General features: G+C 61.4%; 26 protein-coding genes, 3 pseudogenes and 1 riboswitch. Of the genes and pseudogenes, 22 read left to right on the top strand and 7 right to left on the bottom strand.

Annotation, left to right across the window (positions count from 1 at the left end; genetic code table 11):
- The first annotated feature begins 99 nt into the window (after window positions 1–99).
- The 19 genes from FRZ33_RS14755 (at window position 100) to FRZ33_RS14675 (ending at window position 17,271) form a co-directional block, all read left to right on the top strand.
- Entirely contained in the window at window positions 100–1,188 is a 1,089-nt protein-coding gene (locus tag FRZ33_RS14755; protein WP_146910501.1) for a lipopolysaccharide biosynthesis protein, read from the top strand.
- A 1,670-nt stretch (window positions 1,189–2,858) separates the two neighbouring features.
- A complete protein-coding gene (locus FRZ33_RS14745; protein ID WP_146910499.1) occupies window positions 2,859–4,082 on the top strand; it encodes a glycosyltransferase family 4 protein in 1,224 nt (407 codons plus the stop codon).
- Between the two features lie 486 nt (window positions 4,083–4,568).
- A complete protein-coding gene (locus tag FRZ33_RS14740) occupies window positions 4,569–5,771 on the top strand; it encodes a glycosyltransferase (protein ID WP_146910498.1) in 1,203 nt (400 codons plus the stop codon).
- A gap of 4 nt (window positions 5,772–5,775) precedes the next feature.
- Window positions 5,776–6,921, top strand: coding sequence for a glycosyltransferase family 4 protein (locus FRZ33_RS14735; protein WP_322619004.1), 1,146 nt, complete (start codon window positions 5,776–5,778; stop codon window positions 6,919–6,921).
- Between the two features lie 273 nt (window positions 6,922–7,194).
- Entirely contained in the window at window positions 7,195–7,611 is a 417-nt protein-coding gene (locus FRZ33_RS14730) for a Gfo/Idh/MocA family protein (RefSeq protein ID WP_146910496.1), read from the top strand.
- Between the two features lie 227 nt (window positions 7,612–7,838).
- Window positions 7,839–8,081, top strand: coding sequence for a hypothetical protein (locus FRZ33_RS14725; protein ID WP_146910495.1), 243 nt, complete (start codon window positions 7,839–7,841; stop codon window positions 8,079–8,081).
- 381 nt (window positions 8,082–8,462) lie between these two features.
- A complete protein-coding gene (locus FRZ33_RS14720) occupies window positions 8,463–10,229 on the top strand; it encodes a bi-domain-containing oxidoreductase (protein ID WP_227977947.1) in 1,767 nt (588 codons plus the stop codon).
- Window positions 10,229–10,765: a UDP-N-acetylglucosamine 2-epimerase gene (locus FRZ33_RS17155; protein WP_265468652.1), complete on the top strand. Its 537-nt coding sequence runs from the start codon at window positions 10,229–10,231 to the stop codon at window positions 10,763–10,765. Before FRZ33_RS14720 ends, FRZ33_RS17155 begins: the two co-directional genes overlap by 1 nt.
- Window positions 10,762–11,055 carry a hypothetical protein gene (locus FRZ33_RS17890; protein WP_425480599.1) on the top strand — a complete coding sequence of 98 codons (294 nt, stop codon included), beginning with the start codon at window positions 10,762–10,764 and terminating at the stop codon, window positions 11,053–11,055. The genes FRZ33_RS17155 and FRZ33_RS17890 overlap by 4 nt, the downstream gene beginning before the upstream one ends.
- Complete coding sequence (locus FRZ33_RS16575; protein ID WP_227977944.1) at window positions 11,052–11,276, top strand: hypothetical protein; 225 nt, start codon at window positions 11,052–11,054, stop codon at window positions 11,274–11,276. The genes FRZ33_RS17890 and FRZ33_RS16575 overlap by 4 nt, the downstream gene beginning before the upstream one ends.
- Window positions 11,277–11,338: 62 nt before the next feature.
- Window positions 11,339–12,244, top strand: a complete 906-nt coding sequence (locus FRZ33_RS16570) for a heparinase II/III family protein (protein ID WP_227977942.1) — start codon at window positions 11,339–11,341, stop codon at window positions 12,242–12,244.
- The gene (locus FRZ33_RS16565; protein ID WP_227977940.1) at window positions 12,232–12,867 is read left to right on the top strand and encodes a heparinase II/III family protein; all 636 of its coding nucleotides are present in this window, start codon (window positions 12,232–12,234) and stop codon (window positions 12,865–12,867) included. Before FRZ33_RS16570 ends, FRZ33_RS16565 begins: the two co-directional genes overlap by 13 nt.
- A gap of 66 nt (window positions 12,868–12,933) precedes the next feature.
- Window positions 12,934–14,124 carry a glycosyltransferase family 4 protein gene (locus tag FRZ33_RS14705; RefSeq protein WP_265468651.1) on the top strand — a complete coding sequence of 397 codons (1,191 nt, stop codon included), beginning with the start codon at window positions 12,934–12,936 and terminating at the stop codon, window positions 14,122–14,124.
- Between the two features lie 5 nt (window positions 14,125–14,129).
- Window positions 14,130–15,140, top strand: coding sequence for an NAD-dependent epimerase (locus FRZ33_RS14700; RefSeq protein ID WP_146910493.1), 1,011 nt, complete (start codon window positions 14,130–14,132; stop codon window positions 15,138–15,140).
- Between the two features lie 31 nt (window positions 15,141–15,171).
- Window positions 15,172–15,387 carry a hypothetical protein gene (locus tag FRZ33_RS14695; RefSeq protein WP_146910492.1) on the top strand — a complete coding sequence of 72 codons (216 nt, stop codon included), beginning with the start codon at window positions 15,172–15,174 and terminating at the stop codon, window positions 15,385–15,387.
- Complete coding sequence (locus FRZ33_RS14690; RefSeq protein WP_146910491.1) at window positions 15,384–15,668, top strand: VanZ family protein; 285 nt, start codon at window positions 15,384–15,386, stop codon at window positions 15,666–15,668. Before FRZ33_RS14695 ends, FRZ33_RS14690 begins: the two co-directional genes overlap by 4 nt.
- Complete coding sequence (locus FRZ33_RS14685; RefSeq protein ID WP_146910490.1) at window positions 15,665–15,976, top strand: hypothetical protein; 312 nt, start codon at window positions 15,665–15,667, stop codon at window positions 15,974–15,976. The genes FRZ33_RS14690 and FRZ33_RS14685 overlap by 4 nt, the downstream gene beginning before the upstream one ends.
- Window positions 15,977–16,096: 120 nt before the next feature.
- A complete protein-coding gene (locus FRZ33_RS14680) occupies window positions 16,097–16,600 on the top strand; it encodes a helix-turn-helix transcriptional regulator (protein ID WP_146910489.1) in 504 nt (167 codons plus the stop codon).
- A complete protein-coding gene (locus FRZ33_RS14675; protein ID WP_227977938.1) occupies window positions 16,597–17,271 on the top strand; it encodes a nucleotidyl transferase AbiEii/AbiGii toxin family protein in 675 nt (224 codons plus the stop codon). The genes FRZ33_RS14680 and FRZ33_RS14675 overlap by 4 nt, the downstream gene beginning before the upstream one ends.
- A gap of 22 nt (window positions 17,272–17,293) precedes the next feature.
- On the opposite strand, the gene FRZ33_RS15330 is transcribed toward FRZ33_RS14675, so the two are convergent.
- From FRZ33_RS15330 to hslO, 4 genes and pseudogenes are all read right to left on the bottom strand, one after another.
- On the bottom strand, window positions 17,294–17,467 hold the full coding sequence (locus tag FRZ33_RS15330) for a hypothetical protein (RefSeq protein WP_158637255.1): 174 nt from the start codon (window positions 17,465–17,467) through the stop codon (window positions 17,294–17,296).
- 65 nt (window positions 17,468–17,532) lie between these two features.
- Window positions 17,533–17,760, bottom strand: a complete 228-nt coding sequence (locus FRZ33_RS14670) for a hypothetical protein (protein WP_146910488.1) — start codon at window positions 17,758–17,760, stop codon at window positions 17,533–17,535.
- Window positions 17,736–18,275, bottom strand: a complete 540-nt coding sequence (locus FRZ33_RS14665) for a hypothetical protein (protein ID WP_146910487.1) — start codon at window positions 18,273–18,275, stop codon at window positions 17,736–17,738. Before FRZ33_RS14665 ends, FRZ33_RS14670 begins: the two co-directional genes overlap by 25 nt.
- A 152-nt stretch (window positions 18,276–18,427) precedes the next feature.
- Window positions 18,428–19,332 (bottom strand): annotated as a pseudogene (gene hslO, locus FRZ33_RS14660) (Hsp33 family molecular chaperone HslO).
- A 75-nt stretch (window positions 19,333–19,407) separates the two neighbouring features.
- Between hslO and mtgA the strand changes: the two are divergent.
- From mtgA to FRZ33_RS14645, 3 genes and pseudogenes are all read left to right on the top strand, one after another.
- Window positions 19,408–20,121: pseudogene (mtgA, locus tag FRZ33_RS14655) on the top strand (monofunctional biosynthetic peptidoglycan transglycosylase); the annotation flags it as partial.
- A gap of 48 nt (window positions 20,122–20,169) precedes the next feature.
- Window positions 20,170–21,063, top strand: a pseudogene (locus FRZ33_RS14650) (glycosyltransferase family 2 protein).
- 109 nt (window positions 21,064–21,172) lie between these two features.
- The gene (locus tag FRZ33_RS14645; RefSeq protein WP_146910486.1) at window positions 21,173–21,601 is read left to right on the top strand and encodes a CBS domain-containing protein; all 429 of its coding nucleotides are present in this window, start codon (window positions 21,173–21,175) and stop codon (window positions 21,599–21,601) included.
- Here FRZ33_RS14645 and trhA read toward each other — a convergent pair.
- The 3 genes from trhA to FRZ33_RS14630 all read right to left on the bottom strand — a co-directional run bounded on the left by trhA (window position 21,598) and on the right by FRZ33_RS14630 (window position 25,077).
- Window positions 21,598–22,248 carry a PAQR family membrane homeostasis protein TrhA gene (trhA, locus tag FRZ33_RS14640; RefSeq protein ID WP_146910485.1) on the bottom strand — a complete coding sequence of 217 codons (651 nt, stop codon included), beginning with the start codon at window positions 22,246–22,248 and terminating at the stop codon, window positions 21,598–21,600. The two genes, FRZ33_RS14645 and trhA, sit on opposite strands and share 4 nt — an antisense overlap.
- A gap of 140 nt (window positions 22,249–22,388) precedes the next feature.
- The gene (locus FRZ33_RS14635; RefSeq protein ID WP_146910484.1) at window positions 22,389–23,993 is read right to left on the bottom strand and encodes a peptide chain release factor 3; all 1,605 of its coding nucleotides are present in this window, start codon (window positions 23,991–23,993) and stop codon (window positions 22,389–22,391) included.
- 67 nt (window positions 23,994–24,060) lie between these two features.
- Window positions 24,061–25,077: a phytase gene (locus tag FRZ33_RS14630; protein WP_227977936.1), complete on the bottom strand. Its 1,017-nt coding sequence runs from the start codon at window positions 25,075–25,077 to the stop codon at window positions 24,061–24,063.
- 212 nt (window positions 25,078–25,289) lie between these two features.
- Window positions 25,290–25,406: riboswitch (SAM riboswitch) on the top strand.
- Window positions 25,407–25,478 lie beyond the last annotated feature (72 nt).

Raw genomic sequence — 25,478 nt, 5'->3', positions numbered from 1 at the left:
ATTCGCCTGCTGAAGGTTGCCGAAGCTCGCCCCTATGATCTGTGACAAGGCAAGTGGACCCACCCCGCCGAAGTAAAGAGACTCTCTGTTGCAGGGGGTGTGGCCACTCTATCTGCTCAGGTGATCAAGTTTGTCCTGAGTCTGATTTCAACGATGGTCCTTGCGAGGCTACTGGTGCCGGAGGATTTCGGCTTGGTAGCCATGGTAACGGCTGTTACTGGTTTCATGATGATCTTTCGCGACATGGGGTTAACACTCGCCGCCATCCAAAGTGAGGCAATTTCCCAAGAGCAACTCAGCACCCTTTTTTGGCTCGGTTTGGCGATAGCGACTGCTCTAGCAATAGCTACAGCCGCCCTTGCTCCCGCGTTAGCTTGGTTCTACGGAGACCATCGTCTAACACCAGTCACCTGTGCGATGGGAATTACGTTTATTTTCTCTGGCTTGGCAATGCAGCACCAAGCGCTATTGCGGCGCCAATTGAAGTTAGGACTAATCTCGAAAATAGAGGTCGTAGCTGCACTTGTAGGCGCGGTGGTCGCGGTGGGGACGGCCGCCAAGGGCTTTGGCTACTGGTCGTTGGTCTTCCTGCAGTTGGCAACCTTCGCAACCACAACAGTTCTGGTCTGGGTGGCATCACGGTGGGTTCCCACTTTGCCAGTAAGGCGATCTGGCGTCCGTTCGCTTATGCGATTCGGCGGATACCTGACTGCGTACGGGTTGGTGAACTATTTGGGACGAAATCTTGACAATGTGCTGGTGGGTCGAGTCTTGGGCGCACAGTCTTTAGGAATCTACTCAAGAGCGTACTCTTTGCTGCTGCTGCCTCTAGGCCAGGTGACTGCGCCTCTGACAGCGGTTGCGATTCCTGCACTAAGTCGAGTCCAGTCCGATGGCGATGTTTACAGGTCCTACTATCTTAGGGCTGTTTCAGTGGTCGCGTACCTCTCGATGCCCTTGGTGGTGCTCATGTTGGTACTGGCGAATGAGGTGGTGCTGACCTTCCTTGGTCCGAAATGGGGCGAGGCGGTTTCGATATTTGTCCTCCTTAGGAGTGTCGGCCGTTATCGACCCAGTGCTAGCTACCGTTGGTTGGGTATACGTTTCGCTTGGGAGGGGGAAGAGGATGCTGATTTGGGGTTGTTGGTCAGTGCCCATTCGTATTCTGCTGTTTTCTCTTGGTCTTAACTGGGGGTGACAGGTGTTGCGCTTGGCTACTCTTTGGCAACCGTCGTGCTTGCGTATCCGACTTTGGTGTATTCGTTTCACGGGACGAGCATCACCCCGAGAGATTTCCTACTCGCCGTCTGGAGGCCGCTTTGTATAGCGGCCGCTCTCGGGCTGGTTGCTTTGCTCGTACGGCTTGAACTGTTGGAGATGAATGCGCCTGTGCTAGCTGTAATTTGTGGTGCGGTAGCGTCCGCCGCCTTGGCAGGCTTAGTCGTGGCATTTGCTTGGAAAACTGTTCGAAACGACATTTCGTGGATGATAAGTCTGCTTAGGTCGGCCAGAAGAAGTAGCGAGTTGGACACTTGAATCATTCCTTTGATCAAAGTACGGCTCAGAATCGATCCCTCCTCACTCGCGAGCGTGTGAGGTTCCTTTGGTTGTGTGCGCTGATACTGTCGTTTTCCTACGAACGACCACTTCTCTACCTGACCCCATTTGATAGAACCAATCCTCGCCTGTTTGACGTGATGGTGTTGATTGGAGTGGTAATGTTCTTCCCTGCAATTGGCCGTGTTAGCGATATCCCAAAACCAATTAGAATTTGGGGGTTGCTGGTTTGTTGGTTTTGTGTATGCGCTAGCATATGGGCCCTTGTCTTTCTAGATTGGGAATACGGGAGGTTCTCGCTATTCAGTGCTGCCAGATACCTAATCGGTCTCCTAGTGCTTGTGATGGCTGCCAAGGTTTCTATTACAGGTGAACGGAAGAGGGTGGTGCTGAGGCTATTAACGGCCTCGGGAGTTTTTGTCGCGGCCTACTGCGTACCAGAGTTTGTTTTCGGCACGGGTCAGATCGTAGTTAAAGATGGCCTCGTGGTAAATCTTGGAAAAGGTACGTTAGTGGGCCCGTTTGGTGCTTCCTATTTTCAGCTTGCCCAGACGTCCTCACTTCTCGCCGTCGCGGCCTTTTCGCTTTTCTCAACGTCCGGAAGTAGGTTTTACAGATTTATCGGGCCGATTGTCGTTGCATTTGTTTCTTGGCCCTTGTTCTTTTCGGGGTCAAGAACTGGGCTTGGTCTTTTCGCAATTAGCGTTGCCGTCTTGACCATTATCGATAAGAGGGCGCGAATGTTTGCGTTGTTTAGCATCGTTGTGTTAGCGGCTTTGGTGCTAATTCTCGACGCAAACTCGTTGTATGACTTGGCCGCTAACGCGACAACTCTTTACAGACTCGAGGCACAGGGTGACGCAAATAGTGTTGGTCAGCGACTGGCCATAATCTTCAATTTCCCTTTAGCTCTTATCTTGCCGACTGGTTATTGCCTATAATTGGAGGTGGCTTCTACGTCGCGCCAGTTGAGTCAGGCGGGCTGGTTCAGTATCGAGTGGACTACGGTGTTCATAGCCTCTATCTGTTCCCCTTCGAGCAAGGAGGTGTTCTTGCAGTAGTGCTGTTCTTGTGCTTCATCTGGAGCTCTATGGCAAGACTTGGATTTCTCGCGCGAGGCGTAGATGAGTTCGACCGCACATTGGCAAGAGTGATGCTTTCTTACTTGGTAGCATCGCTGGTTATTGGCATTGGCGGACATAATTTCTGGCAAGGGTTTGCGTCAGGAAACTTCAATACATTATTCCTTCTGTGTTTGCTAATCGCAGCAAGGAGGCGCAGCGATATGGGTGCAGAGAAACATGAGCAGGAAGCTGCGAATCTTACTAATCAACGATCACTTTCACTTTAGTGGGGGCGGTGACGCCGTCCTTTGGCTTGAAAGGAGGGCATACGAGGAGGCGGGCCATGAGGTCTATTCCTTCTCCCAGGCTCCAGAAGTTTTAAGCAGCGTTGGATCGACAGACCATGTCGTGGTCGCCGGTCGTTCGAGAGTATCTTCAAAACTCGGCAAGTTTCTTGGTGCACCGGGCGTCAGTCGCTCTCTAGGGCATGTTCTCCGTTCCATTCGGCCTGACGTAGTGCGGACGCATCTGATATCAAAGTATCCACTTGCTATCTACAACGCGCTGAAGGGCCAACGTGTAATCCAGACACTGCATGGCCCAAGTCTCTTCTGCGCGTCATCTTGGGGCAACTTGAAAGTGGATGGTTCCCCATGCGAACTCGGCATCGGAATGAAGTGCTATTCGCGACGCTGCGTTTCTTTCTCGGAAGCGCTTGCATACACCCAGCTAAACTATCGTTTGCAACCGGCGGTTAAGTCATCAATTGAATTGTTTCACTGCCCGAGCATCTATATTCAGAAGGCTGCGGAGAGTCTGGGCTATGGTCCAACCCTTCATATTCCATTGGGTGTAGATCCTCAGTTCTTTGCCGGCGAACTTGCTACACACGATGGTGTTCCAACAATAATCTATGTTGGGGGACTCTTGGAGTCTAAGGGGGTCCAGTACCTGCCGGAAATGTTGCGCAGGGTAAGGATTGATGTGCCGAATGCCAGGCTTATCGTTTGTGGTAGGGGTCCGCTTCGCGATCGTTTGGAGACGATGTTCATTGAGAGCGGGGTGCGGGAAAGTGTGGAGATGAAGGGGTTTGTTGGGCGCGATGAGATTGTCAGCACCTACAAGGCTGCGCACGTGATGGTTTGTCCCAGCATATACAATGAACAGTTCGGCCTTGTTGGCCCTGAGGCACTGGCATGCGGCGTGCCTTGCGTGGCTTCCCGTGTAGGCGGGATCCCTGAGTGGCTATCGGACGGGGAGTGGGGAAGATTGGTGGAGCCTCGAGATTCTGTGGCAATCTCAGAGGCAATCGTGCCGCTGTTGAAAGACAGGGCTACTCGATTGAAGTACGGTGAGAAAGGGCGCGAATTCGTAGAAGCTACCCACTCTCCTCGTCTTTACGCCCGTCGTTGGATAGAAACCATAGAGAACTTCTGTCAGTCAGGCGGCTGGAATGATTGATGTCCTTGCACAGTCTTTGTTGGCCGCCAGGCGAATCTTCCGTTCCATTCGGAGGCGGGCTAGGACTTTCTACTGCAGTTGCGTGCTTCGTTCGATGGGCTCCGGATGCCAAGTGTGTGAAGGAGTTCTGATTGAAGGAGCAGACAACATTTCACTTGGCGAGTCAGTTGTTCTGAACGATCGGGTTGTGCTTCAGTCGTGTGAAGGGGCTGCCATTCGAGTTGGGAGCCGAGTAACGCTTTCATATGGTGCGATGATACTAACCGGGGGCGGCGAGTGGTCGCGGGTCACGTGTTGCACGGAGAGCATTCCGCCAAAGAAGTATACATAGGGGACGATGTTTGGATTGGGGCCGGCGCGTTAGTCATGCCTGAGTCCGAATCGGGAATGGTGTGATCGTCGCAGCTGGAAGTGTAGTTACTAGGGACGTACTTTGCGGAATTGTCGGAGGAGTGCCTGCGAAGCCTTTGCAGTATCTGGATAGGCATGACAAATAGGGCGCACCGGGTAATGTACGTATGCGGCGGACGTAGCTTTCGCGCCGCAAGCCTTGGAAGAAAGGTTCAAGGTCTGGTTGACTGTTGGCGAGCCGATGGGCACGAGGTGTTGCCGATCTGCGGTGGCGATGTTCCTCGTAATAGCCAGGTGCATGCGGACCCGGCATATGGCAGTGGTCGACATTACGCTAGTTGGTACAGGCAATCGCGCCTGTTGCAACCGATCGTGAATTCAGCATCAGAGTGGAGAGATATCGTCCATGACCAGCAGCTGGCGAGTCTCGTCCTAGAAAGTAGTGAGCGGTTTGAACCTTCAATTATCTGGGAACGTTCAAGTCGCCTTCACTGCGCCGGGTTGAGGGTCGCGCATGCTTTGGGGCTTCCATATGTGTTGGAATGGAAGGATCACCTTGTAGATTATGGGTGGTCTGCCTTTCGACGCCGAGCTTTGCGAACTGAAGCGGAAAAGCTTGAGTGCGCAAGCTTCGTGGTAGTTGAATCTGAGACCTTAAGGCGACAACTTGAATTAGAAGGTGTCAACTCAGAGAAGATTGTTGTAGCTCACAATGCGGTTGACGCGGATGAATTTTACGCCGACCAGAATTCTCGCACTTCGTTTCGAGCTCGCATTGGTGTATCAGATGAGACTGTGCTGGTTGGATATCTAGGTAGCTACGCTTTCTATCACAACACAGAATGTTTGGTTCGCGCCGCCGAGATTGTTGGGCGAATTGCCCCTCATGCGCGAATCCTAATGGTGGGCAATGGAAAGGAGTATGAGTCTTCACGTCGGCTGGCCGAGGATCTCGGCGTTCTCGGGCGGAATCTTTATATGTTGCCCGGTGTACGCAAAGAGGCTGTCCCGGAGATTCTGGCCGCCTTGGATGTGGCAGTGCTCCCAGGGTCAACGAATATTATCTGCCCAATTAAGGTCCAAGAGTATATGGCAAGTTCGCTGCCGTCTGTGGTTCCTGATTCCCCATGTAATCGTGAAGTTGTTGTTGATGAGGTAACGGGTTTGTTGTTTGAGCCAGGCAGTCCAAGCGACTTAGCACGGAAAATTATTGCGTTGACGGAGAATGCCCATCGGCGTGAGCGGATGGGCCTGCGCGCGCGCGAAAGAGCGGTTTGTAACTTTAGCTGGGCAAATACCTGGGGCGCTGCACTTAAGTTCGTAGATAGTCGTCTTTAGGAGTGTGCGTAGCGTGAGTCACTCAACAGCTGTGATTATAAATTGCTTATCGTCTCAAAGTGGTGGAGCTCTCAATTACGTACGCAACGTAGTGCCGCGGTTACTAGATCGCTCCTCACGGAAGTGTGAAATCCACGTCCTAGCGTCAAATGAGCAGAGATCAAAGATCGGACTGGACGGGCTGTCGAGGATATCTTGGCTGAATGGCCGCCCATCGAACCCTTACCTCCGCCAGGCATGGGACTTCGTGCAAGTAAGAAGGATGGTCCGTAGCCTGAGGGCGGGGGTGGTCTTTACGCCGTATCAGATTGGTCCTTTGCTGTCAGGAGTAAAGAACGTATTAATGCTCCGAAATATGGAGCCGTTCCTATGCTCGCGATATGAGTACTCGTGGCGCTCATCAATCCGCAATCACATTCTGATGAAGGCGACTGCCCGAAGTTTAGTCAACGCGGACCGCGTGATTGCGGTTTCTAGCTTTGCGGCAGCGCAAGCTGAGGCGTTAGGTGTGGGGGTTGAAAAGATTCGAAGGGTGTATCACGGATCTCCTGACTATATGGTAGGAGATGCTGTTGTTGAGCAGCGAGCGCTGGCAAGTCTAGGTATCGATGGGGATTTTATTCTCACGTGCGGATCCCTGCTGCCATATCGGAGGCTAGAGGACGTTGTTGCTGCGTATGGAAGGCTTTGTGAGACGATATCGGACGCGCCATCGCTGGTCGTTGCCGGGAGCGGAAATGACAAAAGGTATGGGGCCGTCGTCGCCCAAGTGGTGAGTCAGTCGGGCGTGCGTGATCGAATCAGATTCCTCGGTCACGTCCCATGGGACGTCATGGGGCTGTTATATCGGCGCTCGGTGCTCGTGGCTATTGCAACTGAGATCGAGGCTTGTCCAAATATCGCAATCGAGGCGATGGCGGCTGGTAGTGCGATAGTGGCGGCAGATTGCCCGCCTTTGCCGGAAATTTTTGGAGGATGTGCCCTTGCCTTCAAAGCTCGAGATGTTGATGGTCTTAGAGATGCAATGTTAAGAGTGCTGAATTCTCCGGTTTTGCGAACGGAGCAGCAGTCACGGGCGCGGGTTAGGGCGAACGAATTCTGTTGGGAAAGATGCGCCGACCAAACAATGGAAGCGCTGCGTAGTTGGTGATGGCGCGTAGACTGGGGTTTTTATGGACTATACATCGGCGGGGCTAGCATTCAAGATCCGGAAGGTTCTTAGGTACTTGAGAATATACGGCCCTCAGCGCACCTTGGCTAAGGTGCGCGGGCAACACCATATGAATCGCGTCTATGACGCATTGGAGATTCCGCGAGAACCGAAGGCCGGCGGTCATGTCGGCATTATTGGCTGTGGAAATTTTTCATTCTCCAATATCGCCTACTATTTGAACAAGCACAAATCTGGCGCTGTTAGGGGGTGATGGATGTAAATATCAATCGTGCGGCCTCGTTAGCGTCAGCATATGGTGCAAGGTATTTCACAGATGATGCGTTCAAGGTGATCTCGGACCCGGACATAGATCTTATATACATAGCTTCGAATCATGCATCTCACGCCGAGTACGCGATAGAGGCGTTGCGACTCAATAAGAACGTGCATATTGAAAAACCTCATGTCGTTACCCTTGAGCAGCTTCGTCGGCTTGAGGACGCAATGAATGAAAGTGCTGGGTTGGTCAATCTTGGCTTCAATAGACCTAATAGCAAGATGGGGCGCCTTATTAAAAGTTGCCTTGATGAGGAATCTGGTGCCGCAATGCTATCTTGGTTTATCGCTGGGCACGAGATTGCTGATGATCATTGGTACTTTAAGAAGGAAGAGGGGGGCGGGTCTTAGGCAATCTCTGCCATTGGACCGACTTTGTTCTCAATCTGGTAGGGCCCGAACGCCGATATCCAATTACGATCAATCCCACGCGGGCCGAGAAGTCGGATTGCGATATTGTTGTTACATTCACTTTTGGTGACGGAACTGTGGCTGTAATTAGCTTTTCTGCGAAAGGGCATACGTTTGAAGGTGTTCGGGAACGATTTGCTGCGCATCGCGGAAACGCACTGATATCTATGGACGATTTTGAAGAGTTGAAGATTGAAGTTGTGGACAAGAAGAAGATAGTTCGCCCGCTTTTTAGGGACCACGGGCACGAGCTCAATGTAACTAATAGCTACCTGATGTCGCAAGGGGATCGGTCCAAAGCCGTCGCCGCTGACTACGTAGTTGCGACTGGGGAGCTTTTTCTTTGTGCGAAACGTGCGCTTGAAGAAAATCGCGTTGTAACAATCTTCGGCAAAGGAAAGATTGGGTGATTGCGTGAAACAGGTACTACAAAGTCTTCAGTACGGCAGCACTCGATTGGTTGAACTGCCTGTTCCTGGATGCGGCACTGGAAGTTTGGTTATTCGGTCGACTACCAGTTTGGTGTCGGCTGGAACCGAACGCATGCTTGTGGACTTCGGTCGGGCAGGGTGGATTGCTAAGGCCCGCCAACAGCCCGACAAAGTTCGAATGGTCTTGGACAAGATTCGTACGGACGGGCTTTTTACTACCTTTGAGGCGGTCCAAAGCAAGCTGGATCAGCCACTAGCCCTTGGATACTGCAATGTTGGGGAGGTGGCTGAAGTTGGCAAGAATGTGAGTGGTTTTTGGTCGGCGACCGGGTAGTCAGCAACGGAAAGCATGCGGAGGTCGTGAGCGTTCCAAAGAATCTGTGCGCCAGAATTCCTGAGAATGTCTCTGACGAGGCCGCTTCATTTACAGTCCTTGCTGCCATCGGATTGCAAGGGATTCGCCTCGCCAATCCCACTCTAGGCGAATGCGTGGTGGTTACGGGATTGGGCCTAATTGGCCTGTTGTCGGTGCAGATGCTGCGTGCCCAAGGCTGCCGCGTGCTTGGCATCGATTACGATCCATCGCGGTTGGCGTTGGCGCGTCAGTTTGGCGCCGAAGTGGTGAATCCTTCCGCAGGCCAGGATGTGCTTGCTGTCGTCCAGGCCTTCTCCCGTGGGCGTGGCGTAGATGCAGTGATCATCACCGCCTCGACCAAGAGCAACGAGCCGGTTAGCCAGGCGGCTCGGATGTGCCGCAAGCGTGGCCGCATTGTTCTTGTGGGCGTGGCGGGACTTGAGCTGTCGCGGGCCGATTTCTATGAAAAGGAACTGAGTTTCCAAGTCAGCTGCAGCTACGGCCCTGGCCGGTACGACCCTTCCTATGAGGAGGGGGGCAACGACTACCCGGTTGGTTTCGTCCGTTGGACGGAGCAGCGCAACTTCGAGGCGGTGTTGGATCTGATGGCATCCGGCCAGCTGGATGTTTCGCCCTTGATTTCCCATCGATTCACGCTGGATCGGACGATCGAGGCCTACGATTTGCTGTCCAGTGGCGAGCCCTCGCTGGGCATCCTGCTGCAGTATCCTCGGGATAACGAGGCGCGGCTGTCGCAGCGCACGGTGTCGTTGTTGGAAGGGAATACTGCCTCGACGGCTGGCAGCACGACTGCCTGCTCCGTCGCTTTCCTTGGGGCAGGCAACTATGCGGGCCGGGTGCTGATCCCAGCCTTCAAGGCCGCAGGTGCATCGCTTCGCACGGTGGTGAGCGGCGGTGGCGTCAGTGCCGTGCACTACGGCAGGAAACATGGATTCACCCAAGCATCCACCGATGGCGCCGCCGTGTTGCAGGATCCTGCGGTGGATACCGTCGTGGTGGCCACCCAACACGTTGCCCATGCTCGCCAAGTGCTGGCAGCGCTGAAGGCCGGGAAGCACGTATTCTGCGAGAAACCCTTGTGCCTGACATTGGAAGACCTTGCGGAAATTGAGGCCGAGGCCCTTGCCAGGCCAGCCCAGATGCTGATGCTGGGCTTCAATCGTCGCTTTGCGCCGCAGGTGGTGAAGCTCAGACAACTGCTGGCAAACGTAGGCGAGCCCAAGAGCTTCGTGATGACGGTCAATGCCGGTGCGATCCCGCCCGACCATTGGACCCAGGACAAAGCCGTGGGCGGTGGGCGAATCGTCGGTGAAGGTTGCCACTTCATCGATTTGTTGCGACATCTTGCCGGTGCACCCATCGTGGGGCAGCAGGCCGTGGCGATGGGTCGGCATCCCGCAGTGGCCATCGCCGACGACAAAGCTACAATCACCTTGCAGTTTGCCGATGGCTCCTTCGGCACAGTCCACTATTTGTCGAATGGCGACAAGGGGTTTCCCAAGGAGCGGCTGGAGGTTTTCTGCGCCGGTAAGGTGCTCCAGCTGGACAACTTCCGCAAGCTTCGTGGCTGGGGCTGGAAGGGCTTCTCCCGGATGAACCTATGGCGCCAGGACAAGGGCCAGGCCGCATGTGCCAAGGCCTTCGTTGAGGCTGTGAAGACTGGCGCACCGTGCCCTATCTCACTGGCCGAGGTCATCGAAGTCAGCCGGGCCAGCATCGAGCTGCAGCTGGCGCTGGCGAGGAACGAATGATGGCCCTGCTCGACGTCATCGCAGGCGACAGAACCAACTTCATGAAGATCGCCTCCATCCTGCGTGCCATGCATGCCCGAAAGGGCGCTGGCGGCCCGCGGTGCTGGCGTCGGGTTCACACCGATCAGCATTTCGACTCGCGCATGTCCGGCGAGTCCTTCGAGCAGTTGGGCATCCCGGCGCCGGACATGAAATTGGAGCTCGGTTCCGGCACCCAGGCCGAACAGTCCGCCGGCATCCTGGTGGGCTACGAGAAGCTGCTGCTCGAGACGCCGAGTGACGCCTGCCTGGTGGTCGGAGGCGTGACCTCGACCATGGCCTGCACCATCACTGCCCAGAAGCTGCACGTGCCGGTGGCGTACGTGGAAACCGGCATCCGCTCGGGCGACTTGACGATTCCCGAGGAAATCAACCGGCCTGCTACCGATTCGGCGGCCAACTGGTGCTTCACCACCAGCGAACGCGCCAACACCAACTTGCGCCGGGCCGGACCGGCATCGATGAAGACCGCATCTATTTCGTCGGCAACACCATGATCGACACGTTGCTGGCGAACATGGACCGACAGCGGGTGCCGGACTTCGTGTCCGACTTGGGCCTTCGACCCGGCGGCAGTTTTGTCTCCACCCTGCATCGCCCTGCCAATGCGGACGACGGCGAGGAATTCGCACGCCTGCTTCCGTCTATCGTTGATGGCACGCGCAGCCTGCCGTTAGTGTTCCCGGTGCCCCCTGTGCCGCCAAGTCCCTGCACGCGCTACCGGGCTCCCTCCCCAACACACTGCTGGTCGATCCGCAGCTCTACCTGGAGTTCAACTGGTTGGTGAAGCACGCCAAGGGCGTGATCACCGACCCAAGCGACATCACCGCGCGTCCCGAAACCGTGGAGCTGGGCACCAACGAACTGTTAGGTACTGACCCGGCCCACCTTGGCCCGGCCGTCGACTGCCTTTTCGCCGGCCAGCGGAAGCAGTGCAGCGCGCCTCCCTTGTGGGACATTCAGACTGGCGCGCGAATCGTCGCGCATCTCGAACGCCTGCTGACTTGACGAGCCCGGCTGTGTTTCACCACGCGCTCCGCTATTGGCACACCCTTCGCTGGCTTCGGCCGGTGCAGTTCTACGGCCGCGTCTGGTTCCGCCTGTATCAGCCGCGGCCCGACCTGCGGCCGGCGGCGACGCTGCTGGCGCCAGCCGCCCGCTGGCAGACTAGTCTGCGTTCGCCCTCGATGACTGGACCCGACACTTTCCGCTTTCTGTCCGTTGAGCGCAGATTGGCCACGCCACAGGACTGGAATCGGCCCGACTGCCCTAAACTCTGGCTCTACAACGCCCACTATTTTGATGACTTGGTGGCCAATGGCGCGGGCGAGCGTGCGGAGTGGCACCGGGCGCTGATAGCCCGGTGGATCGCAGAGAATCCGCCCGGGCAGGGCAATGGCTGGGAGCCTTACCCGACCTCCCTGCGCATTGTGACGTGGCTCAAATGGCTGTTGGCGGGCAATGCGCCGGTGCCGGGCATGCTTGACAGCTTGGCGGTGCAGGTGCGTTGGCTGCGACGGCGGCTCGAACACCACTTGCTGGGTAATCACTTGTGGGCCAACGCCAAGGCATTGGTGTTCGCTGGCGCCTGCTTCCAAGGCGGCGAGGCCCGTGCGTGGCTGGGCCATGGCCTTCGCCTTATGCAGCGAGAGCTGCGCGAGCAAGTGCTTCCGGACGGCGGGCACTTCGAGCGCAGCCCGATGTACCACGCCATCTTGGCCGAAGATGTCCTCGACCTGATCCAGCTGGCCGTCATCTGTCCGGTGCTCCCTGGTCCGGCGATACAAGAGTGGCGCGAGGCGGCAGAGCGAATGCTGCACTGGGCGGTTACTCTGGCCCACCCAGATGGCGACATCGCTTTTTCAATGATGCCGCCTTCGGCATCGCTCCGACCCTACCGGACCTGCGTGCCTATGCAGCCGCGCTGTCCCTGCCCTTGCCCGCGTTGCCGGAGCCACCGGCAGTGCAGTACTTGAAGGACTCCGGCTATGCCCGCCTGGCGACGGGGCCGGCGCTATTGCTGGCGGACGTGGCCCCTGTTGGCCCTGATTACTTGCCTGGCCATGCCCACGCCGACAGCCTCAGCTTCGAACTGTCTCTGCATGGCCGCCGCGTCCTGGTCAACGGAGGCACTTCCACCTACCAGGCCGGTTCCGAACGTCTGCGCCAGCGTGGCACTGCCGCGCACAACACCGTGGAGGTGGATGGCCAAGATTCGTCAGAGGTGTGGTCGGCCTTCCGCGTAGCCCGTCGCGCCCGCGTGCACGATGTGACCAACAGCCGCGATGGCAGCGCGCTTTTCCTCTCTGCGCATCACGATGGCTACCATCGCCTGCCCGGGCGTGTCAGGCATCACCGCAGTTGGAGGCTGTTGCCCGGTTCGCTGGAAGTCTCGGACGTGCTGAGTGGCCGATTCGGCTTCGCCGTGGCCAACTACCTCTTTGCGCCAGGCGAATCCTTGCAGTGGCAGGTAGAGGGTGGTGAGGGACGACTGGAGCCAGCGACGTGGCAGCCGCGTTTTGGCCAGTCTCTGGACACTCTCCGTCTCGTGGTGAGGTTCACCGACCCACGCTGTCGCGTGCTTTTCTCCTGGAGCTGAAGCCGAGTGCGAATTCTCTTTCTGTCCGACAATTTTCCGCCGGAAGGAAATGCTCCGGCCACACGCTTGTACGAGCACGCGACCCGCTGGGTGCGCGCGGGGCACGAAGTCACGGTCATCACCTGCGCCCCCAACTTTCCCGAGGGCAAGTTGTTTTCCGGCTACCGCAATGCCTGGCGGCAGGTCGAGATGATGGACGGCATCCGCGTTGTGCGGGTGAAAACTTACATCACCGCCAACGAGGGATTCCTGAAGCGCACCCTGGACTACCTCAGTTTCATGTTGATCGCTACGGCAATGAGTGTGTTTGAGCGCCGTCCGAATGTGGTGGTAGCGACCTCGCCACAATTTTTCTGCGCCATCGCCGGGTGGATGGTGGGCGTACTCAAGTGGCGGCCCTTTGTGTTCGAGCTGCGCGACCTGTGGCCAGCGTCGATCATGGCGGTGGGAGCCATGAATAAGAGTCTCGTGATCCGGTTTCTGGAATGCATCGAAATTTTCCTCTATCGCAGGGCCGACCGGATCGTCTCGGTCACAGAATCGTTCCGCGAGGACCTGGCCGCGCGAGGCGTGCCAAGGGAGAAGATTAGCGTCGTCATCAATGGTGTCGACCTGGATCGGTACGAGCCACGGCCGCGCGATGCACGGTTGGCCCGCGAGTTTGGGCTGGAAGGTAAGTTCGTCGCCGGCTACATGGGGACGCATGGCATGGCTCATGCGTTGCCAAAGGTGCTGGAGGCCGCCGAGCGCCTGCTGCATAGGCCCGACATCGCCTTCTTTTTTGCCGGTTCGGGTGCTGAGCGCGCCCGCATCGAGAAAATCGTGGCCGAACGCGACCTGCACAACGTTCGCCTTATACCTCGGCAGCCCAAAGAGCGCATGCCGGCGCTGTGGAGCTTGTGTGATCTGTCCATTGTGCCCCTGCGGGACACACCGGTTTTCGCCACGGTCATTCCTTCCAAGATCTTCGAGTCCATGGGTATGGGGGTGCCCATCCTCATGAGCCTCCCCGAAGGTGAGGCTACCGAAATCGTCCGGCGTGCTGGAGCCGGCATCTGCGTTCCTCCGGAGGATCCGGAGCTGATGGCGAAGGCAATCGCGGAGCTTGCGGACGATCCGGAAGAGATGTCCAGGCTACGCTCCACGACTTATGCCTCGGCGTCGCAGTTCTCCCGCGATACACTGGCAGCCAAGATGATCGAAGTCCTTTCAGGGGCTGCCGGTTCTGTGCGCAACTCAATCCAGCAGGCGAGTTGATCCATATGCAGATTCTTGTCACCGGCACCGCCGGCTTCATCGGCTCCCACGTCGCCCAGCTGTTGCTGGCTCGCGGCGACGAAGTCATCGGCTTCGACAATCTCAACGACTACTACGACCCGACCCTGAAGCAGGCCCGCCTGGCGCGTCTGCAGGGCCAGGCCGGTTACACCCACGTCACGGCCGACCTGGCCGATCGCGCGGCGGTCGAGGATGCCTTCGCCAGGTACAAGCCGCAGCGCGTGGTGAACCTGGCGGCACAGGCCGGCGTGCGCTACGCGGCCGAGAACCCGCATGTGTACGTGTCCAGCAACGTCACCGGCTTCCTGCACATCCTGGAAGGCTGCCGGCACCATGGGGTCGAGCATCTGGTCTACGCCTCCACCAGTTCGGTGTACGGCGCCAACCTGAAGATGCCGTTCTCCGAACACGGTTCCACCGAACATCCGCTCACGCTGTACGCCGCCACCAAGAAGGCCAACGAGCAGATGGCGCACAGCTACGCCCACCTGTACGGCATTCCGTGCACGGGCCTGCGCTTCTTCACGGTTTACGGGCCCAGGGGGCGGCCGGACATGGCGTTGTTCCTGTTCACCAAGGCCATCCTGGCGGGCGAACCGATCAAGGTGTTCAACCACGGCCACCACAAGCGCAGCTTCACCTACATCGACGACATCGCCGAAGGCGTGGTGCGGGCGCTGGACACGGTGCCGGGCAAGGACCCGGACTGGAACGGCCTGGCGCCGGACCCGGCCACCAGCGGCGTGGCGCCGTACCGGATCTACAACATCGGCAACGAACAGCCGGTGGAGTTGCTGCGCTACATCGAAGTGCTGGAACAGTGCCTGGGCAGGAAGGCGCGCATGGAGATGCTGCCGCTACAGGCCGGCGATGTACCCGACACCGAGGCCGATGTGTCCGACCTGGTGCAGGGCGTGGGCTACCGCCCGGTGGTGCCGGTTGAGGAGGGCGTGGCGCGGTTCGTGGAGTGGTACCGGGCGTACTACGCCGTCTGAACCGGGGCCAGGAAAACCGTCGATGCTTGAAATGGCCTGGACCGAAGCACTCACCATTGCCGCCGTGCTTTTGCTCAGCGCATGGCTGGCGGGCCGCGCCCCGTTGCCGGCCCGGATCGTGCTTTGGACGTCGGTGTTCCTGGTGTCGGCGGCGATGTTCCTGCCTTCCAGTACTCTCTATTCGATCTTCGGGAAAGATCGGGTCGGCGCGATCGCACGCGGTACCGCGCACCTGCCCTGGACTTGAGCACGATCGCGCACTTCGGCGCGTTTCTTCTGATGGCGGTCGTGTTGTGGCGGTTCCGGCCGGAATGGCGCGGATGGCGCGTCGTGGGGGTGCTGGTGGCGCTGGCGATAGGCGGCGAGTTGATGCAGGGCCTGGGCGTCGACCGCTCACCCCGGCTCTTGGATGTCGCGGTGAACCTGATGGGGGTCGGCGCCGGGTTAGTCTTGGGTTTGCTGGGGACTCGTCTACGCCATGCCGTCGCGCCGCCGCGGGGCCCGGACTCGGAAGGAATGGACCCATGAGATACCTGATCCTGCCCGTGCTGTTGCTGCTGGCCGCCTGTGCGCCCGACCAGCCGTCCAACGCCGACGCCCGCCAGGCCATGGTCGAGCGCATGGAGGCGTCGACCAAGGCGTCGGTAACGGGGGTCCAGGTGTATGCGCTGGATCTGTCCGGCTGCGTGCCGGCGGCCGGCGCCGAGGGCGTGGTGTGCCAGGTGGCGCTGGATGTCGGTTTCGAATCTCAGGGCGTGCAGCAGCGCAGTGACGACACCGGGCCGATGCGGTTCGTGCGCGAGGGGGAGTGGAAGGCGTATCCGGTTCGGGACTGAAGTCCCTCCCACAAGCCGCCCCTGTGGGAGGGGCTTCAGCCCCGACCGGTATCGCGCGAATCGCGCTTCATTTGTCGGATATATTTGACATCAGGCCCGGGCCAGGCATACCCTTCCGGCATGGCTACCATCCATGAACTCGGCAGGGCCGTGCACACCAGGCGCTCGGAGATGGGCTTGACCCAGTCGGCTCTCGCGAGCCTGTCCGGCCTTTCGCGGCAGACCGTGAACCAGCTCGAGAACGGAAACGTCCAGGACCTGAGCCTTGGGCGGGCGGACAGGCTTGCCGGCGTGCTGGGGCTGTCGTTGCAAGTGGGCGGGAACGTCCCGGGGCCTGTTCCAACCGGGCGTATGTCGCCGCTGGAGCGTGCGGCCAAGTCCATCCAGGTCAGTTACAAGACTCCGATGCCGGTGTCGGAACTGGAAGCCGTCCTGCTTTCCGGGCAGGTTTCGCCCAGCCATGCGCCGCATGTCCATGCGCTGCTCGATGAAGCGCCGGTCTCGCTGTTGGCATCCCTTGTCGACCAGTTGCACAGGGAGCATTCGATGGACAAGACGCGGATCTGGGCGAACTTCCGCAAGCTGGCCCATGATCTGAAAATCCGTCGCGGCATCTGGCGGTGAGCGTCGCAGACCTCCATCGGCCTGGCGTCTGGCAGGCGCTGTTTCCGCAGGCGCTCCGGCTGATGGAGCATCTGGAAGCCATGGACCCCGGTATCGTCTGGACCTTCGGCGGCGGCACGGTGCTGATGCTCCGGATTGCCCATCGGCAGAGCAAGGACATCGACCTCTTCGTTCCAGACGCGCAATACCTGGGATTCGTGAATCCGCGGCTCAGCGAGGTGGCCAGCGGGGTGAGCGAAAACTACGAGGAAAGCACCGAGTTCATCAAACTCTTCCTTCCGGAAGGCGAGGTGGATGTGGTGGCCAGCACGGCGTTGACCCCGTCTCCTTTCGAGGAGGTCGAGTACGAAGGGCGCCTGGTCAGGGTGGAGACATCCGCGGAGATACTCGCCAAGAAGATGTGGCATCGCGGCCATCGGGCGAAGGCCAGAGATCTGTACGATCTTTGCTCGGTAGCCGAGCGTGAGCCGGAAGCACTGCCCATCGCGGCCCCTTGGTTCAAGGAGCACGCCCGAGCATTCATCGACGGCCTGAGGGAGCGCGAGGAGATCGCACGCGAAGAGTTCGCGCAGATCGATGCGATTGGCTTGAACCTGGAGTTTGATCGCTGCCTGGCGCAGGCCGAGGCTGTATTCGAACGCCTGGGAGTATGGGGTCCGGGAGCAGGCTGAAATCCCTGCTGCAGTGACAGGATCAGAGATCCTGCTCGTAGCGGATGTAGGGCACGCGGCTGGAGTCGTCCTGCTCGTCTTCCGACGGGGCGAACGGGTTGCGGCCGTTGCTCATCAGGTTTTCGGCGCCCACGCTCAGGCGGGCCCGCCACGGGGCGCGCCAGGTGACGCCGACGCCGACGTTGCTGTAGCGCACGGTGCTGCCCGGGATCTCGATGACCCGGCCGACGATCTCGCCGCCGAAGTTGCCGTGGCCGGCGCTCAGGCTGAGGCTGCCGGTATTCCACTCCGGCGGCAGACCGCCCGGCAGCTGGTTGGCCGCGACGATGCGCGCGCGCCCAGGGTGCCGCCGATGCTGACCCAGCCGCTTTCGCCGACCTTGAGTTCGCCGAGCAGGCCGATGTCTTCCTGTTCGACTTCGCTGCCGTTGAGCGACAACATCAGGTTGCTCGCGCCCGGGCTGATCAGCTGCGTGCCGGGAAGCGCCACCGGCGTGTCCAGTCGAAACGGTTCAGCCCGAGGTTGGCGCTGATCGCGGAGCGGTCGCCTTCCAGCCGCGCTTCGGCACGCAGGCCCGGCTGCGCCAGGGCCAGCGGCGCCGCGGGATTGGGCGTGAGGTTGGCGACCATGCAGTGCTGCGCCAGCGCGCCGAAACTGCGCGACACCGAGGTGCCGTCGCAGAGCAGGCCGAGCGTGGGGTTGCTCTCGAGTGTCAGGCTGGCGCCGACGCGGCGGCCGCTGCTGAGCGGCAGCGCGAAGCCGGTGCCGACGCTGGGGTTGATGTTGTTGCGTCCCAGGATGCGGTCCAGCGACGAGCGCGCACCGGCGCTGCCGTCGGACTCGATCAGCAGGAAACCTTCGACCTGGTTGTTGCGGATGATCGGCAGCGCCGTGGTGGCGTTGTCGCTGTTGTTCCCGACCACCAGCGGTGCCGGCGCCTGCGCGAACGCACCCGTCGCCGCGAGGGCGAGCAGGGTGGGGGCGATGGCACGAAGCAGCTGCATGGTCTTGTTCTTGTCCTCGGTGGTTCGCTTGGAACCGTGCCTGGCCGGGAAGTTCCCGGGTGGGGGTTGGCAGCCGAATTTTACAGGAATTTAACCCCCGGCCTCCAGCCCCGCAAGCCCCAGTACATCCGGTGTCACCCTGACATAGCCCGCTACTGGAGGCTATTGGACCCAGGGGCAGTAGGGGCCAGGCTGAACAAGGCCTCGATCTGTTCAGCTTCAAACCGGTATTCCTGCCCGCAGAAGTCGCAGTGCACCAGGGCCAGGCCATCCACCAGAGTCGCACGGGCCTCGTCCTGGCCCAGGCTGCGCAGCATGTCGCTCACCCGTTCCCGGGAACAGGAGCAGGCGAAGGCCAGGGGCCGGCGGTCCAGCAGTTCGACCCCTTCCTCGTGGAAAAGGCGCCAGAGCAGGGTTTCCACCGGCAGCCCGGCCAGCTCCTCGTCGCCCAGGGTCTCGAACAGCGCATTGCAGCGGTCCCAGCCGTCGGCGTCGCCGTGGCCGCCGGGCAACTGCTGCAGCATGATCCCGGCGGCGCGACCGCCCTGGCTGGCCAGAAGGACCCGGGTCGGCAGCTGCTCGGACTGCTGGAAGTAGCCCTCGAAGGCGGCTGCAAGGCTGTCGGCGTCCAGGCTGACCAGGCCCGGTAGCGGGTGGTCTCGGAGGCGCCGGGCGGGGTCGACTCGATGGTGATCGCCAGCAGCGAGCCGGGGCCGAAGGCGCGCGGGGTCAGCGGGCTGGGGATGGGTTCGTCGAAGTGGGCGATGCCGCGCAGGGTGCCGGCGGCGGTGCATTCGGCGAACAGGGTGCGCAGGGCGCCGGTGCCGCGCAGCTGCACGCTCAGGCGGCCGTCGATCTTGGCGTGGCCGGTGAACAGGGCCGCGGCGGCGCAGGTCTCGCCCAGGCGCGAGGCGACCGGCAGCGGGTATTCGGTGCGGCCGGCGATCTCGCGCCAGGTCTCGTCCAGGTGCACCACCACGCCGCGCACGCCGGAACGTTCGAGCAGGAAACGGGTGAGGGTGTCGCGGTCGGGGTGGGTGGTGTTCATGTCGCGCATTGTACCGACCCCTGCGGGAAGGGCCTGGTGTGGGAGGGGTTCCAACCCCGACCCACCCCCGGCCACACTGTACCCATGCCCCAGGCCGTCCGTTTGTCCGACCTCCCGCCTGCTCGTCCGCGCCGCCGCTGGTTGCGCAGGCTGCTGTGGCTGCCCGTCTTTTTCCTCGCATTCACCGTGCTGCAGGTGGGCGTGTTGCGCTTCATCGACCCGCCGACCAGCGCGTTCATGGTGTGGCGCCAGATCGATGGCATCGGCGAAGACGGGTTTGAGCTCCGACAGGAATGGCGCGACTACGACCAGATATCGTCCCATCTGCCGATTTCGCTGGTGGCGGCCGAGGACCAGAAGTTCCCGCTGCACCATGGCTTCGACCTCGAGGCCATCGACAGGGCGATCGACAGCAATGCCCGCGGCGGCCGCGTGCGTGGCGGCAGCACCATCAGCCAGCAGGTGGCCAAGAACCTGTTCCTGTGGAGCGGCGGCGGCTATTTCCGCAAGGGGCTGGAAGCCTGGTACACGCTGCTGATCGAAGCGATGTGGTCCAAGCGGCGCATCCTGGAGGTCTACGCCAACATCGCCGAGTTCGGCGATGGCGTGTACGGCGCCGAGGCTGCGGCGCAGGCCTTCTTCCGCAAGGCCGCCATCCAGCTGACGCCGGCGGAAAGCGCACGCCTGGCGGCGGTGCTGCCGAATCCGAAGAAATACAACGCGCGCAACCCCGGGCCCTATGTGCAGCGGCGCGCGACCTGGATCCAGCGCAATGCGCGCAACCTGGGCGGCGCGGCCTCCTGGAGCCGCCGCCTGAAACCGAAAATCGCGAAACCAGCAGGTAAGATGCCGGCCATGACCGAACGCCGCTCGATCACCTTCGTCATCGCCGCCTACAACGAACAGGCCGCGCTGCCCTTGATGCACGCCCGCCTGGCGAAGGTGATGGACGCCCCATGCCGACTGCCAGGTGCTCTACGTGGACGACGGCAGCCGCGACGGCACCTGGGACGTGATGCTGGAACTGGCCGCCGCGGATACGCGGGTGGCGCTGCTGCGCCTGGCGCGCAACTTCGGCAAGGAACTGGCGCTCACCGCCGGTCTGGACCACGTGGACACCGATGCCGCCATGGTGCTCGACGCCGACGGCCAGGATCCCCGGAGCTGGCTCCGGTGTTCGTGGCCAAGTGGCGCGAGGGTTACGACGTGGTTTACGGCACCCGGTCGCGCCGTGAGGGCGAAACCTGGCTCAAGCGCGCCACCGCCGCGGCTTTCTACCGGGTGATGACGCGGCTGTCCGACACGTCGATACCGCGCGACACCGGCGATTTCCGCCTGATCTCGCGCCGCGTGCTGGACGCGCTGCGGCAGATGCGCGAACGGCAGCGTTTCATGAAGGGCCTGTTCGCCTGGGTCGGTTTCCGGCAGGTGTCGCTGCCCTACGAGCGCGAGCCGCGGGTGGCCGGCGGCAGCAAGTTCAACTACTGGCGGCTGTGGAACCTGGCGCTGGAAGGCATCACCAGTTTCTCGACCGTGCCGCTGCGGCTGGCGACCTATGTCGGCGTGTTCACCGCCGTGCTCGCCTTTGCCTGGGGCCTGTGGATCATCGCCCGCACCGTATTGTGGGGCGACCCGGTGCAGGGCTGGCCGTCGCTGATGACCGTGGTGCTTTTCCTCGGTGGCCTGCAGCTGGTGGCGCTGGGCATCGTCGGCGAATACCTAGGCCGGCTGTACCTTTAAGCGAAACAGCGGCCCCTGTACCTGGTCGGCGACTGGCGCCCACCCACGGGTAGGTGAAACGGGCCCGGCGGGGGTCTATGATCGGGGCAGTTCGACGGAGGGCAGTCCGATGCGCAACGTGAACCAGATCCTCGAGGGCAAGGGCGGCCGCATCGTCGCCGTGCCGCAGGAAGCACCGGTGCTCGAGGTGATCCGCCTGATGGCCGAACACCACATCGGTTCGGTCCTTGTAATGCAGGGCCACGACCTGGTGGGCATCGCCACCGAACGCGACTACGCGCGCAAGGTCATCCTGCAGGGGCGCTCGTCGGCCGACACGCCGGTGTCCCAGATCATGTCCAGCCCGGTCGTCACCGTGCTGCCGACCGACACCGCCCAGACCTGCATGCAGCTGATGACCACCCGCAAGATCCGCCACCTGCCGGTGCTGGACGATGGCCGCGTGCTGGGCCTGGTCTCGATCGGCGACCTGGTGAAGGCCGTGATCGAAGACCAGCAGCAGGAAATCGCCCAACTCCAGCAATACATAGCCAGCTAGGCGGGCAATACCTGCTGCGCCACCGCCACGAAGTGGCAGGCGCTGCCCACCAGCACGAAGCCATGCCAGATGGCGTGCGCGAACGGAATGCGCCGGCTCATGTAGAACACCGTGCCCAGCGTGTAGGCGATGCCGCCCGCCAGCAGCCAGGCCGTGGTTTCGTGCGGGATGTTGCGCAGGAAGGGCCCGACCGCGGTCACCACCATCCAGCCCATCGCGATGTAGATCAGCGTGGACAGGCCCTTGAAGCGGCCGGTGAAGAACAGCTTGAACACCACGCCGGCGACCGCCAGCGTCCAGATCGCCGCGAACAGCCACCAGCCGCCGTCCTCGCGCAGCCCGACCAGGGTGAAGGGCGTATAGGTGCCGGCGATCAGCACGAAGATCGCGCAGTGGTCGAAGACCTTGTAGCGGCCGCGCACCACGTGGTCGGTGCTGGCGTGGTACAGGGTCGAGGCGACGTAAAGCAGCACCAGCGCGAGGCTGAACACGATGGCGCCGGCCAGTTGCCAGCCGTTGCCGTAACGCGCCGACATCACCACCAGCACAATGCCGCCGATGGCCGCGGCCAACGCGCCGAGGCCATGGGTGATGGCGTTGGCCAGCTCCTCCCGCGGCGATTCGTGGTCGTGTTCGTATTCAGTCATACCGACAGGGTGCGGCCAGTGGATGGAGCCTTGACTCGAAAAGCGGCCCCTCTCCCCGGCCCCTCTCCCGCAAGGGGAGAGGGGAGACAAGCTGAGCCCCTCTCCCCTTGCGGGAGAGGGGTTGGGGAGAGGGGGAATGCTCAGTCGACTGCCACCGCGTGCGCGTGTTCGCGCGTCGCGGCAAACTCCAGGTCCGGCCAGCGTTCCATGGTCAGCTGCAGGTTCACGCGTGACGGCGCCAGGTAGACCAGCTGGCCGGCGGCGTCCACGGCCAGGTTCATCGCCGCCTTCTCGCGGAATTCCTCCATCTTCTTCGCCGTGCCGCCCTTGACCCAGCGCGCGGTCGCCACCGTCACCGGCTCGAAGCTGGCGTCCACGCTGTACTCGTCCTTCAGCCGGTAGGCCACCACGTCGAACTGCAGCGTGCCGACGGCGCCCAGGATCAGGTCGTTCGACATCAGCGGTTTGAAGAACTGGGTCGCACCTTCCTCGCTCAACTGCGCCAGGCCCTTCTGCAGCTGCTTGAGCTTGAGCGGGTCGCGCAGACGGGCGCGGCGAAAGAGTTCGGGCGCGAAGTTCGGGATGCCGGTGAACGACAGGCTCTCGCCGGCGGTGAAGGTGTCGCCGATCGAGATCGTGCCGTGGTTGTGCAGTCCGATCACGTCGCCCGGGTAGGCGGTCTCGACGATCTCGCGGTCGCTGGCCATGAAGGTCAGCGCATTGGCGAGCTTGTGCTCCTTGCCGCTGCGCACGTGGAAGGCCTTCATGCCGCCCTCGTACTTGCCCGAGCACACGCGCAGGAAGGCGACGCGGTCGCGGTGCTGAGGGTCCATGTTGGCCTGGATCTTGAACACGAAGCCGGAGAAGGCCTCCTCTTCGGGCTGCACCTCGCGGCCGGTGGTGGCGCGCGGCTGCGGCGGCGGCGCGTGTTCGACGAAGAAGTCGAGCAGCGGCTGCACGCCGAAGTTGTTCACGCCGGAGCCGAAGAACACCGGCGTCTGTCTGCCGGCCAGGTAGGCGTCCTTGTCGAAGGAATGGCTGGCGCCCTGCACCAGCTCCAGTTCGTCGCGCAGCCCGGCCAGCATGTCGGCGCCGATGCGCTCGGCCAGCCCGGGCGCGTCCAGCGACGGGAAGATGGTCGAATCCTGGCGGGTGAAGTTGCGACCGGGTTCGTACAGGTGAACCTCGCCGGTCAACAGGTGCACGACGCCCTTCAGCCGCTGGCCCATGCCGATCGGCCAGGTCACCGGCGCGCACTGGATGCCGAGCACGGTCTCGACCTCGTCCAGCAGGTCGATCGGGTCCTTGCCCTCGCGGTCGAGCTTGTTGATGAAGGTCATGATCGGCGTATCGCGCAGCCGGCAGACTTCCATCAGCTTGATCGTGCGCTCCTCGACGCCCTTGGCGACGTCGATCACCATCAGCGCGCTGTCCACGGCGGTGAGCACGCGGTAGGTGTCCTCGCCGAAGTCGGCGTGGCCCGGGGTGTCGAGCAGGTTGACGATGCGACCCTCGTAGGGGAACTGCATCACCGACGAAGTCACCGAGATGCCGCGCTCCTTCTCCAGCGCCATCCAGTCCGAGGTCGCATGCCGCGCGGCCTTGCGGCCCTTCACCGAGCCGGCCATCTGGATCGCGCCGCCGAACAGCAGCAGTTTCTCGGTCAGCGTGGTCTTGCCGGCGTCGGGGTGCGAGATGATCGCGAAGGTGCGGCGGCGCCGGGTCTGGCTCAGGTGTTCGGACATGGTCTGCGGCGCGGGCGGGCCGCGGCGGGGGTCGGTTCGGGGAGGCCGCGATTATACCGGCCCGGGGTCAGTCGGCGCTGCACTCGGTTCGCAGGTCCAGGGCCTTGGCGATGTCGCGCCAGTCGAAGGCGGCGGCGCCTTCGTCGTTGTGGGCCACGTACAGCACGCCCTGCGGGAAGCGTGCGGTCGGCCCCTGGTGCAGGCCGATGCCGTCGGTCAGCGCCACGGTCTCGCCCGTGAAGCTGCCCAGGTAACCCAGCTCGCGGCGCGAGAACACGTGGAAGACCGTCAGGTCGCTGTTCTGGTCGGTGGTGATCCAGTAACCGCTGCCGTCGTCGCAGGCCCACAGCGCCACGCCCTCGGCCTGGGCCTTGAATCGTTCGCGCGGCAGGCTTCGGTGGGTGTAGTTGCCGGCCAGGTCGTAGACCCGCAGCGTGGTGCCGACCCGCACGTCTTCCTCGGCGATCAGCAGGCGGTCGTGGGCCGGGTCGCCGGCGATGGACTCGACCATGCGCAGTGCGCCTTCCTCGGTGGTGTCGCCGAAATGGCCGGCGTATTCGACCGCATCGATGCCGTTGGTGCCGAGCGTGAGCCGGTAACGCTTCACGCGCTGGTCGAGCTCTTCCAGCGGCGGCACCAGCTCGATGCGGTAGTCGGCCATGAAGCTGTCGGTGACCAGCATCTCCAACTTGCCCGGCGTGGTCTCGTTCAGCCACAGGCCGTAGGGGCTGCGCAGCTGCTCGGCGCCGATCATCGCCACCGGCTCGAAACCCGGCAGGCGCAGCACCTGCACCCGGTGGTTGTCGCGTTCGGCCACGAACAGCAGGTCGCCGTGCACGGCCAGGCCATTGGGCCGGTTGAACTGGCCGGGTTTGTCGCCGCGACGGCCGAACCCACGCAGGGGCTGGCCGGTGTCGCCGTCGTAGACCACCAGCTGGTGGGTTTCCTTGGCGGTGGCGATCAGCCAGGTGCGGCCGTCGCCGGCCGACCAGGACGCCACCGAGTCGATCTCGTGCTCGGGGGTCGAAGGCGTGATGAAACTTTCGCGCACCGGAGTCGCCTCGGCGCCGAACACCGGCGGCATCTCGCGGGAAGAGGGATCGCGGGGGCGGGGCCGGCGCAGCCGGTGGCGAGCAGGGCGAGGGAGAGCAGGGCGATCGAAGGATTTTTCATGGCGCGCAGTATGCGCAAGCGCCCCCTGGTCCCGCCATGGGGCGGTCGGAACAAATTCCATCGCTTCATCCGCATGAAGGGATTGACAAGCCCCCGGGGCCCGGTCCAAGCTTCACCCCGCAACACCCATCGAGACCGGCTGAGGGGTAGGCCCGAAGACGCCGGGGCAACCCATGCGGAAGCAATTCCGCATGAAGGTGCCAATTCCTGCGGGGACGCCAGTCCGCCGAGAGATGGGTCGTATCGTTCCCCGCGCTGCGGGGGCGCACGACGGCCGCTTTCACCGCATGAACCTCGCTGGGTCCCGACCCC

It is taken from the genome of Arenimonas daejeonensis (assembly GCF_007993735.1).
GTDB classification, from domain to species: Bacteria; Pseudomonadota; Gammaproteobacteria; order Xanthomonadales; family Xanthomonadaceae; genus Arenimonas; species Arenimonas daejeonensis.
Note: the sequence above shows the minus strand (reverse complement) of the source record. Positions and strands in the feature narration are given on the sequence as shown.

Excerpts from the sequence above, each read along its gene's own strand:
- FRZ33_RS14745 (WP_146910499.1), top strand. The coding sequence starts at position 2,859 with ATGAGCAGGAAGCTGCGAATCTTACTAATCAACGATCACTTTCACTTT.
- FRZ33_RS14740 (WP_146910498.1), top strand. The coding sequence starts at position 4,569 with ATGACAAATAGGGCGCACCGGGTAATGTACGTATGCGGCGGACGTAGC.
- FRZ33_RS14730 (WP_146910496.1), top strand. The coding sequence starts at position 7,195 with ATGGATGTAAATATCAATCGTGCGGCCTCGTTAGCGTCAGCATATGGT.
- FRZ33_RS14725 (WP_146910495.1), top strand. The coding sequence starts at position 7,839 with ATGGACGATTTTGAAGAGTTGAAGATTGAAGTTGTGGACAAGAAGAAG.
- FRZ33_RS17155 (WP_265468652.1), top strand. The coding sequence starts at position 10,229 with ATGGCCCTGCTCGACGTCATCGCAGGCGACAGAACCAACTTCATGAAG.
- FRZ33_RS17890 (WP_425480599.1), top strand. The coding sequence starts at position 10,762 with ATGATCGACACGTTGCTGGCGAACATGGACCGACAGCGGGTGCCGGAC.
- FRZ33_RS14700 (WP_146910493.1), top strand. The coding sequence starts at position 14,130 with ATGCAGATTCTTGTCACCGGCACCGCCGGCTTCATCGGCTCCCACGTC.
- FRZ33_RS14695 (WP_146910492.1), top strand. The coding sequence starts at position 15,172 with ATGGCCTGGACCGAAGCACTCACCATTGCCGCCGTGCTTTTGCTCAGC.
- FRZ33_RS14685 (WP_146910490.1), top strand. The coding sequence starts at position 15,665 with ATGAGATACCTGATCCTGCCCGTGCTGTTGCTGCTGGCCGCCTGTGCG.
- FRZ33_RS14680 (WP_146910489.1), top strand. The coding sequence starts at position 16,097 with ATGGCTACCATCCATGAACTCGGCAGGGCCGTGCACACCAGGCGCTCG.
- FRZ33_RS14665 (WP_146910487.1), bottom strand. The coding sequence starts at position 18,275 with ATGCAGCTGCTTCGTGCCATCGCCCCCACCCTGCTCGCCCTCGCGGCG.
- FRZ33_RS14645 (WP_146910486.1), top strand. The coding sequence starts at position 21,173 with ATGCGCAACGTGAACCAGATCCTCGAGGGCAAGGGCGGCCGCATCGTC.
- trhA (WP_146910485.1), bottom strand. The coding sequence starts at position 22,248 with ATGACTGAATACGAACACGACCACGAATCGCCGCGGGAGGAGCTGGCC.
- FRZ33_RS14635 (WP_146910484.1), bottom strand. The coding sequence starts at position 23,993 with ATGTCCGAACACCTGAGCCAGACCCGGCGCCGCCGCACCTTCGCGATC.
- FRZ33_RS14630 (WP_227977936.1), bottom strand. The coding sequence starts at position 25,077 with ATGCCGCCGGTGTTCGGCGCCGAGGCGACTCCGGTGCGCGAAAGTTTC.